Here is a 14,914-nt window from a genome sequence, read left to right on the forward strand (position 1 = left end):
CATCACGAACGCCTTCTTGGCCGCCGTCGCCGCCGTCGGCTTGTGGTACCAGAACCCGATCAGCAGGTAGGACGCCAGGCCGACGCCTTCCCAGCCGACGTAGAGCACCAGGTAGTTGTCGGCGACCACCAGCAGCAGCATCGAGGCGAGGAATAGGTTGAGGAACCCGAAAAACCTTCGGCGGTCGGGGTCTTCGGCCATGTAGGCGACCGAATAGATGTGGATCAGCGACCCCACCCCGGAGATCAGCAACACGAAACATATTGACAGCTGGTCGATCTGCAGACCGAAGTCGACCTGGAACTGGTTGACCGGGATCCAGGTGAACACCGTCTGGTGGATCAGGCGGTCGTCCGCCCCGCGGCTGAGCAGGTCGCTGAGCAGACTCGCGCCCACGCCGAACGCCGCGAGGGCGGCCGCGCAGCCCAGCCAGTGTCCCCAGGGGTCGGTGCGCCTGCCGCCGAACAGCAGGATTGCGGCACCCGCCAGCGGCAGCACCACCAGCAACCAGGTGAAGTGTGTCATGTTGGCGTTCTTAGCCTTTGAGTAGATTCGCGTCGTCGACCGAGGCCGATTTACGGGCTCGGAAAATCGTCATGATGATGGCCAGGCCGATGACCACCTCGCAGGCGGCCACCACCATCGTGAAGAACGCGATCATCTGTCCGTCCAGATGCCCGTTCATCCGCGCGAAAGTGACGAACGCGAGGTTGACCGCGTTGAGCATCAGCTCGACGCACATGAACATCACGATGGCATTGCGGCGCAACAGCACACCCGAGGCGCCGATGGTGAACAGCAGCGCCGAAAGGTAGAGGTAATTGGCCGGATTCACGACGTACCGCCTTTCGACAGGCTAGGACGCTCGGCTGGGGAAGAGGTCTGCTTGCCGTCGGCGCCGCGGGCGCGCAGCATCGGTGACACCGACAGCTCCGAGTACGAGCCGTCCGGCAGCAACGCGGCCACGTCGACGGCGTTGTGGCGTGCGTAAACACCGGGGCCGGGCAGCGGGGTCGGGTGCCCGCCGCCGGCACGGAACCGTTCCTGCGAAAGCTCGCGCTGCGTCTTGCGGCGTTCGAAGCGTTCCCGGTGCGCCAGCACCATCGCCCCGATGGCCGCGGTGATCAGCAGCGCGCTCGTCAGCTCGAACGCCCAGACGTACCGCGAAAAGATCAGGGCTGCCAGGCCTTCCACGTTGCCGTTGGCGTTGGCCGTGGTCAGCCCGACGAAATTGCCGGTTGCCGCGTTGCCGATGGCGGCGATCAGCAGGATGCCGAACCCGACACCGGCCAGCATCGCCGCGAGGCGCTGTCCGCGCAGCGTCTCCTTAAGGGATTCCGCGGAATCCACGCCGATCAGCATCAGCACGAACAGGAACAGCATCATCACCGCGCCGGTGTAGACCACGACCTGGACGACACCCAAGAACAGCGCGTCCTGGATCATGTAGAACACCGCCAGGATGATCATGGTCATCGCGAGGAACATCGCCGAGTAGACCGCGTTGACGGCCAGCACCACCCCGACCGCGCCGACCAGCGCGAGCGCACCGAGCACCCAGAACGCCACCGCTTCACCGGTGGAGGTGCGAACGATGGCTTCAGCGGCCAAGTTAACGGTGGTCACCGCGCATCTCCGGCATCTTGGGTTTCCTTCAGACCCTGTGCGGTCACGTTGCCCTGGTAGTAGTCCTTGTCGGTGGCCCCCTCCGCCCGGGGGTGCGGGGGAGCGAGCATGTCCTGCAGCAGCGGCGCCAGGAGGCGGTCCTTCTCGTAGATCAGGTCGGCGCGGTTGTCGTCGGCCATCTCGTAGTCGTTCGTCATCGTCAGGGCCCGCGTCGGGCAGGCTTCGATGCACAGACCGCAACCGATGCAGCGCAGGTAGTTGATCTGATACACGCGGCCGTAGCGTTCGCCCGGGGAAAACCTTGCCTCGTCGGTGTTGTCGGCACCCTCGACGTAGATCGCGTCCGCCGGGCAGGCCCAAGCGCACAACTCGCAGCCGATGCACTTCTCCAGGCCATCGGGGTAGCGGTTGAGTTGGTGGCGACCGTGATAACGGGGGGCGACCGGACCGGGCTTCTCCGGATACTCCTCGGTGACGTTCTTCTTGAACATCGACCCGAACGTGACGCCGAATCCGGCCACGGCGTCCAGGAATTTAGCCATGTGCTTTCTCCTTACTCGCGGCTGCCAGAGGCTTCATCGGCAGCGGCGGTGTGGGGAATGCCGGTGCGGCGGCCTGCGCACCGGGTAATTGTTTGGACTGGCGGCGAAGCTGCTTTTCCAGCGTGCGAATGCCGGGTGCGCTGAACGGTTTTCGCAGCAGCGCTATCAGCGCCACGGCGTAGACCACGCTGCTGATCACCAGGATCGGGGTCCAATGCGCATAACCCTCGTTCTGGGCCGTCCGGATCGCCGCGGCGATCAGCACCCACACCAGCGAGGCCGGGATCAACAGCTTCCAGCCCAGTGCCATGAACTGGTCGTAGCGCAACCGGGGCAGGCTGGCCCGCAGCCAGAAGTAGATGAACAGGAAGGTCCACATCTTGGCGGTGAACCACAGCACCGGCCACCACCCGGTGTTGGCGCCGGCCCACATGTTAATCGGCCACGGCGCGTGCCAGCCACCGAAGAACAGCGCCGTCGCCAGCGACGAAACCGTCATCATGTTGACGTACTCGGCCAGCATGAAGATGGCGAATTTCAGCGACGAGTACTCGGTGTGGAATCCCGCGACCAGCTCGCCTTCGGCCTCGGGCAAATCGAATGGCGCGCGGTTGGTTTCACCGACCATCGAGATCAGGTAGATCACGAACGACGGCAGCAGCAGGAACACGTACCAGACCCGGTCCTGGGAGGCCACGATCTCCGACGTCGACATGGAGCCGGCGTAGAGGAACACCGCCGCGAAGGACAGTCCCATCGCCACCTCGTAGGAGATGACCTGGGCGGTGGAACGCACCCCGCCCAGCAGCGGGTAGGTCGAGCCCGACGCCCAACCGCCCAGCACGATGCCGTAAACGCCGATCGCCGACAGCCCGAGAATGAACAACACCGCGACCGGCAGGTCGGTCAGCTGCAGGGGTGTGCGGTGCCCGAACACCGACACCTCCGGGCCGAACGGGATGAACGCAAACGCGGTGAACGCGGGAATCGCCGAAAAGCACGGTGCCGCAAAGTAGACGAACTTGTCGACGCCGCCGGGCGTGATGCTTTCCTTGAGCGCCAACTTGATTCCGTCGGCCAGACTCTGCAGCGTTCCCCACGGCCCCGCCCTGTTGGGGCCGGGCCGCAGCTGCATCCAGCCGAGAATCTTGCGCTCGAGCAGGATCGCGACCAGGACGTTCAGCATCAGGAACACGAAGATGGCCAGCGACTTTCCCACCACCAGCCACCAAGGGTCATGTCCGAATGCGGTCAAGGAGGTCGTCATGAGTCCGCTCCGATTTTCACGATGCTGCCCGGGGTTACGCCGAGTTGGCGTTGCACCGCCGAACCGGGCGAGTTCAGCGGAAGCCAGACCACCCTGTCGGGCATGTCGGTGATCACCAGCGGCAGGCTGACGGATCCCCGCGCCGTGCTGACGGTGACGGCCTCGCCCTCGGCGGCACCTATTTCGGCGGCGGTGTCCTTCGACAGCCGCGCGACGGGTTTGCGCGCGGTTCCGGCCAGATGCGGTTCACCGTCTTGCAGCCGGCCGTTGTCCAGCATCATCCGCCACCCGGTCAAAACCGCTTCGCCTGAACCGGGTTCGGCCGGCTGCGGGGTCGCGACGTCCGGGCCCGCGGCGCGGCCGCCGTCCCAGAACCCCAGCGTGGCGATTTCCTGGCGGGCCGTCTGGGCGGTGGGCGCCGCCAGGTACACACCCATCTCGTCGGCCAGCGTGTTCAGCACCTGGTGGTCGGATTGGGTGGGCTGCTGCGTGCTTCCGCGCAACGCCGCGTCGAAGGGCCTATAACGGCCCTCCCAGTTGACGAACGCACCCGCCTTCTGCGTCGTCGGCGCGACCGGGAACACCACGTCGGCGCGTTGGGTGACCGCGCTGTGCCGCAACTCGAGGCTGACCACGAACCCCGCCGCGTCGAGCGCGGCCAGTACCGCTTCCGGGTCGGCAAAGTCGTCGGGCTCGATACCGCCGACCAGCAGCGCGCCAAGCGTTCCGTCGGTGGCGGCGGCCAGGATGCCATCGACGTCTCGTCCACTGGCGGAAGGCAATTCGGATACCCCCCACGCCGCGGCAACCTGTGCGCGGGCGGTTTCGTCGTCAATCGGGCGCCCGCCGGGCAGCAGCCCGGGCAGCGCGCCGGCCTCGAGCGCGCCGCGTTCGCCGGCCCGCCTCGGCACCCAGGCCAGACGGGCGCCCGTGGCGTCGGCCAGCCGGGCGGCGGCGGACAAGCCGCCCGGTACCGTCGCCAGACGTTCGCCGACCATGATGACGGCGCCCGGGGTGGACAGCAGCCCACCCACTTCGCCGGTGGCGAGCCCGTCCAGCGCGGCCGCTTCGGCACCGGGAACGGTCTTGATCAGCCGGCCCGACATCTTGCCCAGCGCCCGCGTGGCGAACGGCGCAATCGCATACACGGGAACACCGTGCTTGCGGGCCGCTTTACGCAACCGCAGGAACACGATGGGTGATTCGTCTTCTGGTTCGAATCCGGCGAGCACAACGACGGGCGCTGACTCCAGGTCCGAGTAGCTGACGGTGATCGGCCTGCCCGCGATGCGGGTCGCCAGGAAGTCGGCCTCTTCGGCCGACGTCGGGCGGGCCCGAAAGTCGATGTCGTTGCTGTCCAGAACAATTCGGGCGAACTTGGAGTAGGCGTAAGCGTCTTCCAGCGTCGCCCTGCCGCCGACTAGCACACCCGCGTGTCCGCGCGCCGCTTCCAGGCCTGCGGTCGCGATGGCGACCGCGTGCGACCACGAGGCCGGCTGCAGCGAGCCGTCGGCGTCGCGGATCAGGGGAGTGCTGATCACATCGGGCTGGGTTGCGTACCGGAAGGCCCACCGGCCCTTGTCGCAGTTCCACTCCTCGTTGACTTCCGGGTCGTCGCCGGCGAGGCGGCGCAGCACCTTGCCGCGACGGTGGTCGGTGCGCTCGGCGCAACCACCCGCGCAGTGCTCGCAGACGCTCGGGCTGGAGACCAGGTCGAAGGGGCGGGCCCGGAACCGGTAGGCGGTCCCGGTCAGCGCGCCCACCGGGCAGATCTGCACGGTGTTGCCCGAGAAGTACGAATCGAACGGCTCATTGGCGTAGATGCCGACCTGCTGCAGGGCGCCGCGCTCCTGCATGTCGATGAAGGGGTCGCCGGCGATCTGCTCGGAGAACCGGGTGCAGCGCGCACACAGGATGCAGCGTTCGCGGTCCAGCAACACCTGCGAGGAGATGTTGATCGGCTTGGCGAACGTGCGCTTGACGTCTTCGAAGCGAGAATCGACGCGCCCGTTGGACATCGCCTGGTTCTGCAGCGGGCATTCGCCGCCCTTGTCGCACATCGGGCAGTCCAGCGGGTGGTTGATCAGCAGCAGTTCCATCACACCGTGCTGGGCCTTATCGGCGGCCGGCGAGGTCAGCTGCGTTTTCACCACCATGTCGTCGGTTGCCACGGTCGTGCACGACGCCATCGGCTTGCGTTGTCCCTCAACCTCAACCAGGCACTGGCGGCACGCGCCCACCGGATCGAGCAACGGGTGATCGCAGAACCTGGGGATCTGGATGCCCATCAGCTCGGCCGCGCGGATCACCAGAGTTCCCTTGGGGACGCTGATCTCGTTGCCGTCGATGGTCAGCGTCACCATGTCGGGCGGCCGTACCTCGTCGCCGGCTTCAGGCTTGGCTGTGGTTGTCATCGGCGTGTCATGCCTTTCCATTCGCCGTGAGCATGGAATCGCGTGGGTCGAAGGGGCATCCGCCTTGTTCGACGTGAGCGACGTACTCATCGCGGAAATGCTGGATCGAGGACATCACCGGGCTGGCGGCTCCATCGCCCAACGCGCAGAACGACTTTCCGAGGATGGTGTCGGAAATGTCGGACAGCTTGTCGATGTCCTCCATGGTGCCCTTGCCCGTTTCCAGACGCTCGTAGATCTGGTCGAGCCAGAAGGTGCCCTCGCGACAGGGCGTGCACTTTCCGCAGGATTCGTGCTTGTAGAAGTACGTCCAGCGCTGCACCGCGCGCACTACACACGTGGTCTCGTCGAAGATCTCCAGCGCCTTGGTGCCCAGCATCGAACCGGCCGCGCCCACGCCCTCGTAGTCCAGCGGGACGTCGAGGTGCTCGTCAGTCAGCAGCGGCGTCGACGATCCGCCCGGGGTCCAGAACTTGAGCCGATGCCCGGCCCGCACCCCACCGGCGAAATCGAGCAACTCGCGCAACGTGATTCCCAGCGGAGCCTCGTATTGACCCGGGGTGGTGACGTGCCCGGACAGCGAATAGAGCGTGAAGCCGGGGGATTTCTCGCTGCCCATCGACCTGAACCACTCGATGCCGTTGAGGATGATCGGCGGCACGCTGGCGATCGTCTCGACGTTGTTGATCACCGTGGGGCAGCCGTAAAGTCCCGCCACCGCGGGGAACGGCGGCCGCAGCCGCGGCTGCCCGCGCCGGCCTTCCAGCGAGTCGAGCAACGCGGTTTCCTCGCCGCAGATGTAGGCGCCCGCCCCGGCGTGCACCACCAACTCGAGGTCGAAGCCCGAGCCTTTGATGTCGCGGCCGAGGTAACCGGCGGCGTACGCCTCGGCCACCGCGTTCTGCAGCCGCCGCAGCACCGGCAGCACTTCACCCCGGACGTAGATGAACGCGTGGCTCGCCCTGATCGCATAGGCGGCGATGATGACGCCCTCGACGAGGAAGTGCGGTGTCGCCAACATCAGCGGAATGTCTTTGCACGTACCGGGTTCCGACTCGTCGGCGTTGACCACCAGGTAATGCGGCTTGGCCGCGGCGCCGGTGTCGCCCTGCGGGATGAACGACCATTTGGTGCCGGTCGAGAAGCCCGCGCCGCCGCGCCCCCGCAATCCGGAGTCCTTGATGGTGGCGATCACGTCGTCGGGCTTCATCGCGAGCGCCTTCTCGAGCGCCTTATAGCCGTCGTTGCGAAGGTAGGTGTCCAGCGTCCAGGATTCGGGGTCGTCCCAGAATCGGCTGATCACCGGAGTCAGCGGCGTCGCCGACGAACTGGCGGCAGTGGTCACGACTGGCCTCCCGCGGGCGGTGCCTGCATGTCTTTCTCCTGGGCCACCCGCAAACCGGCCAGCGTGGCCGCGCCTGCTCCGCCCTGGCCTTGGTCGGGGCGCTCGTCGGGCAGGCCGGCCAGAATGCGCGACGTCTCACGGAAGCGGCACAGGGGCGCACCGCGGGTGGGCGCCTTGGGCTCGCCGTCGCGAAGCGAGTCGACGAGTTCCTTTGCCGATTCCGGCGTCTGGTTGTCGTAGAACTCCCAGTTGACCATCACCACCGGCGCGTAGTCGCAGGCGGCATTGCATTCGATGTGCTGCAGGGTGACAGACCCGTCGGAGGTGGTCTCGTCGTTGCCGATGCCCAAATGCTCTTTCAGAGCGTCGAATACGGCATCGCCGCCCATGACGGCGCACAACGTGTTGGTGCACACGCCCACCAGATAGTCGCCGGTGGGTCCGCGGCGATACATCGTGTAGAAGCTCGCCACCGCCGATACCTCGGCCCCCGTGAGACCCAGCTGCTCACTGCAGAATTCGAGTCCCGCCGGTGTCAGGAAGGAGTCCTCGGACTGCACCAGGTGCAACAACGGCAGCAACGCCGAGCGCTTGTTGGGGTAGCGGCCGATGATCTCTTTCGCGTCCAACTCCAGTCGCGCCCGCACTTCCGGCGAATACGACTGCGGCGCACCATCAACGACGAACTGGTTCGGCTCTTCGGGCGGCGGGCCGAGCCGGATGAAAATCCGCTCGCCGCTAGTTGTCGGCACCGGCTTGAAACTAGGATCAGTCATCGATCGACCCCGCCCATCACCGGGTCGATGCTGGCGACCGCGCTGATCAGGTCGGCGACCAAGCCGCCCTCACACATCGCGGATACCGCCTGCAGGTTGGTGAAAGACGGGTCGCGGTAATGCACCCGGTAGGGGCGAGTGCCGCCGTCGCTGACCATGTGGACGCCGAGCTCGCCGCGCGGCGACTCCACCGCGACGTAAACCTGGCCTGCCGGAACGCGAATGCCCTCGGTGACGAGCTTGAAGTGGTGAATCAGCGCTTCCATCGAGCTGCCCATGATCTTCGCGATGTGCTCGGGTGAATTGCCCAAGCCGTCTGGACCGACCTTCAAGTCGGCCGGCCAGGCAATCTTGCGGTCCTCAACCATGATCGGACCCGGCTTCAACTTGTCCAGACACTGCTCGATGATCTTGATCGACTCCCACATCTCTTTGACGCGAATGATGTAGCGCCCGTAAGCATCACATGTGTCCGCGGTGATCACGTCGAATTCGTAATTTTCGTATCCGCAGTAGGGTTCGCTCTTGCGCAGATCGTGGGGGAGCCCGGTGGCGCGCAGGATCGGACCGGTGATTCCCAGCGCCATGCATCCGGCGAGGTCCAGGTAGCCGACGTCCTGGGTGCGCGCCTTCCAGATCGCGTTTTCGTTGAGCAGACCACCCATTTCGCGCAGCGCGACCCGCAACGGCTTGAGGGCATCGGCGATCTCGGTCTGCGCGTTGGGCGGCAGATCCTGAGCGACGCCTCCGGGGCGGATGTAGGCGCTGTTCATGCGCAACCCGGTGATGGATTCGAACAACTTCAGCACGATCTCGCGGCCCTTGAAGCCGGTGAACATCGGCGTCATGGCGCCCAGTTCCATGCCACCGGTCGCCAGTGCGACGAGATGCGACGAGATCCGGTTGAGCTCCATCATCAGCACCCGGATGACGTTGACCCGCTCCGGGATCTCGTCGGTGATGCCGAGCAGCTTCTCTACACCCAGGCAGTACGCGGCCTCGTTGAAAAACGGTGCCAGGTAATCCATCCGGGTCACGAAGGTGACACCCTGCGTCCAGTAGCGGTATTCGAGGTTCTTTTCGATCCCGGTGTGCAGGTAGCCGATTCCGCAGCGGGCGTCGGTGACCGTCTCGCCCTCGATCTCGAGGATCAGCCGCAGCACTCCGTGCGTGGACGGATGCTGCGGCCCCATGTTGACGATGATGCGTTCGCCGCGATCTGCGCTGCGGGCGGCCTCGACGACCTGCTCCCAGTCCTGGCCACCGGCGACGACAACCGTCTCGGGGCCTTCCGGGCCGCCGCCGTTTTGCGTCGAATCAGTGATAGTGCTCATCAGTTGTACGCTCTCCGCTCGTCGGGCGGTGGTATCTGGGCGCCTTTGTATTCGACCGGGATTCCGCCGAGCGGGTAGTCCTTGCGCTGCGGATGCCCGTGCCAGTCGTCCGGCATCTCGATCCGAGTGAGCGACGGGTGTCCGTCGAAGATGATGCCGAAGAAGTCGTAGGTCTCGCGCTCGTGCCAGTCGGTGGTCGGGTAGACCCGGTAGAGCGAGGGAATGTGCGGATCACCGTCGGGTGCAGAGACTTCCAGCATGATGCGGCGATTGTGGGTGATCGACTGCAGCTGATAGACCGCGTGCAGTTCGCGGCCCGTCTCGTGCGGGTAGTGCACTCCGCTGACGCCCAGGCACATTTCGAAACGCAGACTCGGTTCGTCGCGAAGACGCTGAGCGACAGCCGACAGGGCTTCACGACGTACGTGCAGGGTCAGCTGGTCGCGGTCCACCACGACTTTCTCGATGGCGCTTTCGAATTGAGCGTCGTTGGCCGCGAGCGCGTCGGCGAGCCGATCGACGACCTCGTCGAAATAGCGGCCGTAGGGGCGGGGGCTGCCGCCCGGCAGCGTGACCTCGCGAACCAGGCGCCCGTATCCGGACGTGTCACCGGAGCCCGAAATCCCGAACATGCCGCGGCGCACGTTGATGACTTCCTCGTCGGGCGACGGGACGGCCCCGCCCACCTCGCTCGCCGCTACTTTGGGGTCGTGGTCGGGCGAGCTCATCGCAGCAGTCCGCGCATCTCGATGGTGGGCCGCGCGCCCAAGGCGGCTTCCTCGGCTTCGGCGATGGCGCGCTCGCGGTTGACGCCCAGCGGCATTTCCTGAATCTTCTCGTGCAGCTTCAGGATTGCGTGCAGCAGCATCTCCGGCCGCGGTGGGCAGCCGGGCAGGTAGATGTCAACCGGAACCAAATGGTCGACGCCCTGCACGATCGCGTAGTTGTTGAACATTCCGCCCGAGGACGCGCACACCCCCATGGCCAGTACCCATTTCGGCTCGGCCATCTGGTCGTAGATCTGCCGCAGCACCGGTGCCATCTTCTGGCTGACACGCCCGGCCACAATCATCAGATCGGCCTGCCGCGGCGTCGCGGAGAACCGCTCCATACCGAAGCGTGCGATGTCGAATCTGGGTCCGGCGGTTGCCATCATTTCGATGGCGCAGCAGGCCAGCCCGAAGGTGGCCGGCCACAGCGAGTTCTTGCGGACATAGCCCGCCACCTTCTCGACTGTTGACAGCAGAATGCCGCCGGGGAGCTGTTCTTCGAGACCCACTTCTTACCTCAATCCCACGTCAGGCCGCCGCGGCGCCACACGTAGGCATAGGCCACGAAGACCGTGAGCACGAAAACCACCATCTCCACCAATGCAAATGTCCCGAGCGCGTCGTAACTGACCGCCCAGGGATACAAGAACACGATTTCGATGTCGAAGACGATAAATAGCATTGCGGTCAGGTAATACTTCACCGGGAACCGCTGCCCGCTGTTCGCGTTCGGGCCGCTGACCGGGGAGTCGGTCGGCTCGATTCCACACTCGTACGCCGCCATTTTCGAGCGGTTGTAGCGCGACGGGCCGACGATGCTCGCGAGGAACACCGAACCGATGGCGAACGCGGCGGCGATCGCTCCTAAAACCAGGATGGGTATGTAGACGTTCAACTCGCTCCATCCGTCGTACGGGCCGCCAGCGCGGCGGCCGGGCGGGGGCCGGGCTGCTGTGACGCACGCGGGCTGTGTGACATCACAGTGACCTTCAACATAGCGTCGCAGCGGCGAGTGTGTTTTGCCGGGGTGGGGTATTCGCTTGGTTTTTGTGTCGGCGCAACCCCATGCGCTGTCGGGGTGCGGAGGCGCCCTTGAGCGGCGTGGCTGGTTTCTTGGTGTTGCCGCAGGCGAAGGGGGTAATCGCCGCGGGTAAACCGTCGCGGCGGAGGCTCTCGCGGAGCTAGCGGGTCGGGGTGCGGAGCAGCCCGAGGACCGTGCGACCCAGCACGATGGGGTCGAGGGGGTGCGGCACCGAGGCTTCGGCGCGCGACCAGCTGGCCAGCCACGCATCGTCGCGGCGGCCCGTGAGCACCACGATCGGTGGGCACGTGGTGAGTTCGTCCTTGAGCTGTTTGGCGATTCCCATGCCTCCGGTGGGCGTGGCTTCGCCGTCGAGGATGACCAAGTCGAAGCCGCCCTCATCCATCTGCCGCACCACCATCGGGCCGGTTGCAACCTCGACATAGCTCATCTCAGGCAGATCCGGGTGCAGCTGCTTGCCCAGCGCCTGTATCACTCGTTCGCGGGTTTTCGCGTTATCGCTGTAGACCAGGATCCGCAGAGCAACGCTGGATTCAGGGCTGGAGTCGGGCACGGTGCAGATCGTACTGGTGTCGCGCCGACTTCACCGGGGTGCCCGCACAAATCATCTAGCGTGCCCGCACAAATCGTCTAGCGTGCCCGCACGAAGACGGCTTCCACTGCCGGCGTCACCGTCGAGCCCATCACTCCGAGCTTGTTCCAGCCCAGGCCGAATTGGGCGCGGTCGACCTTGGTTTCGCCGACGATCCGAATCGAGCCGTCGTCGAGTTCGGTGACCGTGACGGGCAGCGGGACCGGTGCGGTGTTGCCCTTGATGGTGAACTCGGCGCGCAGGTCAGCGGTCTTGCCTTGAATCGGTTCCACGCCGGTCACAATGACGCTGATCTCACCGAAGTGGTCCACGTCGAAGAAGTCGGCCGAGCGCAGGTGCTCGTCGCGCCGCCCGATACCGGTGTCCAGTGAGGCGGCGCGGATGTCGAGGCGGCCGAAAACCGCTCCGCTGCCGGTCAGTTGGCCGTCGCCGGTGAAGTCGGTGAAGCGGCCCTTCACGTTCAGCAGGCCCCACATGTTTCTGATCTTGAAGGTGATGGTCGAGCGGCCCGGAACGAGGTTCCATACGCCGGCCATGTCGGGATCGTTCAGCAGCGTTTCCAGAGTCGTCATCGTCGCCTCCATCTGTCGTCGCGAATCTAACGTCAGTCGAGCAACGGCGCGATCTCAGCGGGGTCGAAATACTCGTCGATCCGCTCGATCAGGCCGTTTGTGCCCACCCTGATCACGATGCAGACTCGCATCGAGATCGATTGGTCGGCGTGGCCGGTTGCGTGCAGGATGTGCTGCTGAACAAAGCCGCTGACCGAGCCGTCGTCGAAGAGCCGACGATCGAGGATCTCGTAATGACGCTCGGTGGTCGCGGAGATGAACCAGTCGATTACGCGCAGCGCCCGAACCTTGTCATCTGACTTGGAGGGGTCCCGGCGGGCACCGGAGCGCCACACGGCGATGTCGTCGCTCCACATCCGCTCCACCGCGGACTTATCGCCGTCTTCGATCGCCGTGAACAGCCGGTCGGCCGTCTCGAGGACCACTTCAGCGGTAGTGGCGGGCATAACGCTGCCTCCTGTTTGGCGATTACCGGACTATTCGCTGTTGTATCCGGGGTGGGCTACAGACAACCGACGTCGGACCAGTGTGCGCAGGCAGGCGATCACGGCATCGGCCCGCCCGTCCAACTCGCCCGCCCGGATCGCGGCGGCCAGCGCCTGTTCGTCTGGGAAGCCCAAGCCTGCCAGTGCCGTACGGGATTCCGCCTCGCTTTCGTCGAGCAGTTCGCGCTCGACGATGCGCAAAGCATTGGCGGCGACCCTGGCGTGGAAGTTGACCTGTCCGCCGGTCGCGTCCCGGACGTCGGTCTCCAGGAATTCGGCAACGGCGGCCACGAGTTCGGCGGCGAGCGGCCGACCGTATGCGCCGATCACGGGCGGCCCGCCTCGAGCAGATTGAGCAGGTCCCATTCGGTCTCGGAGACGCGACGGCCGATCGTCGCCAGCTCCACCGAGCGGTTCTGGCCACTCAGGTGCCGCTCCGCCTGATACCGGCAGATGACGCCCCAGCGCAGCGTGGCCAGCACCAGCCACCAGTGAAATGCCACCCGGTCGACGCTAGTCGCGCCGGCCTCCTCGTAGTCCCGCAGGAAGCGCTCGATGCTGCCCAGGCCGCCGGCACCCAGGCTGGCCGGAGCGCCGAAGCGCCAGGCCCGGATGCAGAACCAGGCGAGGTCGTCGTACACCTCGCCGAGGTGGACCAGCTCCCAATCCAGGACGGCGGCAAGGTCGGCGCCGTCGACGATGAGGTTTCCCATCCGGTAATCGCCGTGCACCAGAACCTGCGCTGACGGCGCGGGACGGTAGGCCTCCAGCCAGCGAAAGGCCCATTCGAAGGTGGCGGTGGTGTCGTTCATGTCGTCGAGCCGTTCGCGCCACTGCGCGAGTTGGTCCTCACGGGTCAGCCCGGGAAGCTCCGGGTCGGCCCGGTGGATGGCGGCCAGGGCCTGCGCACACTGCCGCAGCAGCCCGGCACGGGCCGGCTGCCCACCGGCCGCGTCGAGCTGGCGCTGGATGCGCCGAACGATGGTCTCGCCCTTGAGCTCATCGCAGATCAGGAACGGATTGCCCAGCGCCGCAGGCGAATCGTCGGCGACCAGGACGTGGGGGACGGGTGCACCCGCTGAGGCGGCGGCCGCCTGAGCGCGGGCCTCGAGCTCCATACCCGCGTGCACGTCGTCGGGCGGCCCGATGCGCAGGATCAGCGGCTGGCGTTTCTCGCCGGTGACGGCTTCGAAGGCCCACGTGGTGCGGCTGGCGCCGCCCGTCAGCGCGCGCAGGTTCGCGATCGTGGTGCCGCCGCCGAAGACCGGATCCAGCACCGTGCCGAGCTTGGCGATCAGGTCCTGATCGGCACTCACTGCTTGCCAAACTTGAACAGCCGCTGCGCCACCCGGCGAATCTGGATTTCTTCGGCGCCCTCGGTGATCCGGTAGCGGCGGTGGTGGCGGTAGATGTGCTCGAACTGTTCGTGCCGGCTGTAACCGAGACCGCCGTAGATCTGCATGGCCCTGTCGGCGGCATCGCAGACCAGACGGTTGGCGCGGTAGTTGGCCATCGACACCTTGTCCGAGACCTCCATGTGGTGGTTGCGATCCAGATGCCAGGCCGCGTATTGCACCAGCAGCCGGACCATCTGGGCCTCAGTCTGCAATTCGGCCAACGGCCATTGCACGGCCTGGTTGACCGACAGCGGCTTGCCGAACACGGTCCGCTTGCCGGCGTACTCGGCGGCCCGGTCGATGCAGTATTGGGCAGCGCCGAGACTGCTTGCCGCCTGCCGGATTCGGTTCTCGTGCAGGAACGTCTGCGCGACCTCGAGGCCGCGGTCCACCTCGCCGAGCACCGCGTCGGCGGGCACTCGCACGTCGGTCAACTCGACTTCGCCGTGGTCAGTCGGCATGTTGAACGTCCACCAGTAGTACGGGACGTTGAAGCCCGGGGTGTTGGTGGGCACCAGGAACGCGGTGATGCCGCGGGCCTGACCCGGCTCACCGGAGGTGCGGGCGAAGATCAGGTCGTGCGTGGCGCGGTGCACACCGGTGTTGAATCGCTTGGAGCCGTTGATGACCCAGCCGTCGCCGTCGGGTTCAGCGCTGGTCTCCAGCCACGTCGCGTCCGAGCCGTGCTGCGGTTCGGTCAGGCCGAACGCCATGGACCGTTCGCCGGTGATCAGCGCCTCGGACCAGAGCTT

18 protein-coding genes are annotated in these 14,914 nt (G+C 65.9%); all 18 read right to left on the minus strand.

What is annotated here, in order from left to right; all coding sequences use genetic code 11:
* Positions 1–525: proton-conducting transporter membrane subunit (locus JOZ00_RS19165; RefSeq protein WP_293346396.1), on the minus strand; the 525-nt coding region annotated here is incomplete at its 3' end.
* Positions 526–535: 10 nt separating this feature from the next.
* Positions 536–835: an NADH-quinone oxidoreductase subunit NuoK gene (nuoK, locus tag JOZ00_RS19170; protein ID WP_293346397.1), complete on the minus strand. Its 300-nt coding sequence runs from the start codon at positions 833–835 to the stop codon at positions 536–538.
* Complete coding sequence (locus JOZ00_RS19175; protein WP_293346398.1) at positions 832–1,626, minus strand: NADH-quinone oxidoreductase subunit J; 795 nt, start codon at positions 1,624–1,626, stop codon at positions 832–834. Before JOZ00_RS19175 ends, nuoK begins: the two co-directional genes overlap by 4 nt.
* Entirely contained in the window at positions 1,623–2,168 is a 546-nt protein-coding gene (gene nuoI / locus JOZ00_RS19180) for an NADH-quinone oxidoreductase subunit NuoI (protein ID WP_293346399.1), read from the minus strand. The genes JOZ00_RS19175 and nuoI overlap by 4 nt, the downstream gene beginning before the upstream one ends.
* Positions 2,161–3,423: an NADH-quinone oxidoreductase subunit NuoH gene (nuoH, locus tag JOZ00_RS19185; RefSeq protein ID WP_293346430.1), complete on the minus strand. Its 1,263-nt coding sequence runs from the start codon at positions 3,421–3,423 to the stop codon at positions 2,161–2,163. Before nuoH ends, nuoI begins: the two co-directional genes overlap by 8 nt.
* A gap of 8 nt (positions 3,424–3,431) precedes the next feature.
* Positions 3,432–5,849: an NADH-quinone oxidoreductase subunit G gene (locus JOZ00_RS19190; RefSeq protein WP_293346400.1), complete on the minus strand. Its 2,418-nt coding sequence runs from the start codon at positions 5,847–5,849 to the stop codon at positions 3,432–3,434.
* A 7-nt stretch (positions 5,850–5,856) separates the two neighbouring features.
* Positions 5,857–7,194, minus strand: a complete 1,338-nt coding sequence (gene nuoF / locus JOZ00_RS19195) for an NADH-quinone oxidoreductase subunit NuoF (protein ID WP_293346401.1) — start codon at positions 7,192–7,194, stop codon at positions 5,857–5,859.
* Positions 7,191–7,946: an NADH-quinone oxidoreductase subunit NuoE gene (gene nuoE, locus JOZ00_RS19200; RefSeq protein ID WP_293346402.1), complete on the minus strand. Its 756-nt coding sequence runs from the start codon at positions 7,944–7,946 to the stop codon at positions 7,191–7,193. Before nuoE ends, nuoF begins: the two co-directional genes overlap by 4 nt.
* Positions 7,947–7,966: 20 nt before the next feature.
* On the minus strand, positions 7,967–9,304 hold the full coding sequence (gene nuoD / locus JOZ00_RS19205) for an NADH dehydrogenase (quinone) subunit D (RefSeq protein ID WP_293346404.1): 1,338 nt from the start codon (positions 9,302–9,304) through the stop codon (positions 7,967–7,969).
* Positions 9,304–10,032: an NADH-quinone oxidoreductase subunit C gene (locus JOZ00_RS19210; RefSeq protein WP_293346406.1), complete on the minus strand. Its 729-nt coding sequence runs from the start codon at positions 10,030–10,032 to the stop codon at positions 9,304–9,306. Before JOZ00_RS19210 ends, nuoD begins: the two co-directional genes overlap by 1 nt.
* Positions 10,029–10,583: an NADH-quinone oxidoreductase subunit B gene (locus JOZ00_RS19215; RefSeq protein WP_293346408.1), complete on the minus strand. Its 555-nt coding sequence runs from the start codon at positions 10,581–10,583 to the stop codon at positions 10,029–10,031. The genes JOZ00_RS19210 and JOZ00_RS19215 overlap by 4 nt, the downstream gene beginning before the upstream one ends.
* An 8-nt stretch (positions 10,584–10,591) precedes the next feature.
* The gene (locus JOZ00_RS19220) at positions 10,592–10,969 is read right to left on the minus strand and encodes an NADH-quinone oxidoreductase subunit A (RefSeq protein ID WP_293346410.1); all 378 of its coding nucleotides are present in this window, start codon (positions 10,967–10,969) and stop codon (positions 10,592–10,594) included.
* A gap of 286 nt (positions 10,970–11,255) precedes the next feature.
* Positions 11,256–11,669, minus strand: a complete 414-nt coding sequence (locus tag JOZ00_RS19225; RefSeq protein ID WP_293346412.1) for a hypothetical protein — start codon at positions 11,667–11,669, stop codon at positions 11,256–11,258.
* A gap of 77 nt (positions 11,670–11,746) precedes the next feature.
* Positions 11,747–12,280, minus strand: coding sequence for a YceI family protein (locus JOZ00_RS19230; RefSeq protein WP_293346415.1), 534 nt, complete (start codon positions 12,278–12,280; stop codon positions 11,747–11,749).
* 32 nt (positions 12,281–12,312) lie between these two features.
* Positions 12,313–12,726 carry a nuclear transport factor 2 family protein gene (locus JOZ00_RS19235; protein WP_293346418.1) on the minus strand — a complete coding sequence of 138 codons (414 nt, stop codon included), beginning with the start codon at positions 12,724–12,726 and terminating at the stop codon, positions 12,313–12,315.
* Between the two features lie 30 nt (positions 12,727–12,756).
* The gene (locus tag JOZ00_RS19240; RefSeq protein ID WP_293346421.1) at positions 12,757–13,095 is read right to left on the minus strand and encodes a DUF6285 domain-containing protein; all 339 of its coding nucleotides are present in this window, start codon (positions 13,093–13,095) and stop codon (positions 12,757–12,759) included.
* Entirely contained in the window at positions 13,092–14,081 is a 990-nt protein-coding gene (locus tag JOZ00_RS19245) for a phosphotransferase family protein (RefSeq protein ID WP_293346424.1), read from the minus strand. The genes JOZ00_RS19240 and JOZ00_RS19245 overlap by 4 nt, the downstream gene beginning before the upstream one ends.
* A partial coding sequence (locus JOZ00_RS19250) for an acyl-CoA dehydrogenase (RefSeq protein WP_293346427.1) occupies positions 14,078–14,914 on the minus strand: 837 nt, incomplete at its 5' end. The genes JOZ00_RS19250 and JOZ00_RS19245, both read right to left, overlap by 4 nt.

Source organism: Mycobacterium sp. (genome assembly GCF_019243155.1).
GTDB lineage: Bacteria > Actinomycetota > Actinomycetes > Mycobacteriales > Mycobacteriaceae > Mycobacterium.

Bases quoted from the DNA above. Each gene is read 5' to 3' on its own strand.
- nuoI (WP_293346399.1), bottom strand. From the start codon at position 2,168: ATGGCTAAATTCCTGGACGCCGTGGCCGGATTCGGCGTCACGTTCGGG.
- JOZ00_RS19190 (WP_293346400.1), bottom strand. From the start codon at position 5,849: ATGACAACCACAGCCAAGCCTGAAGCCGGCGACGAGGTACGGCCGCCC.
- nuoD (WP_293346404.1), bottom strand. From the start codon at position 9,304: ATGAGCACTATCACTGATTCGACGCAAAACGGCGGCGGCCCGGAAGGC.
- JOZ00_RS19210 (WP_293346406.1), bottom strand. From the start codon at position 10,032: ATGAGCTCGCCCGACCACGACCCCAAAGTAGCGGCGAGCGAGGTGGGC.
- JOZ00_RS19230 (WP_293346415.1), bottom strand. From the start codon at position 12,280: ATGACGACTCTGGAAACGCTGCTGAACGATCCCGACATGGCCGGCGTA.
- JOZ00_RS19235 (WP_293346418.1), bottom strand. From the start codon at position 12,726: ATGCCCGCCACTACCGCTGAAGTGGTCCTCGAGACGGCCGACCGGCTG.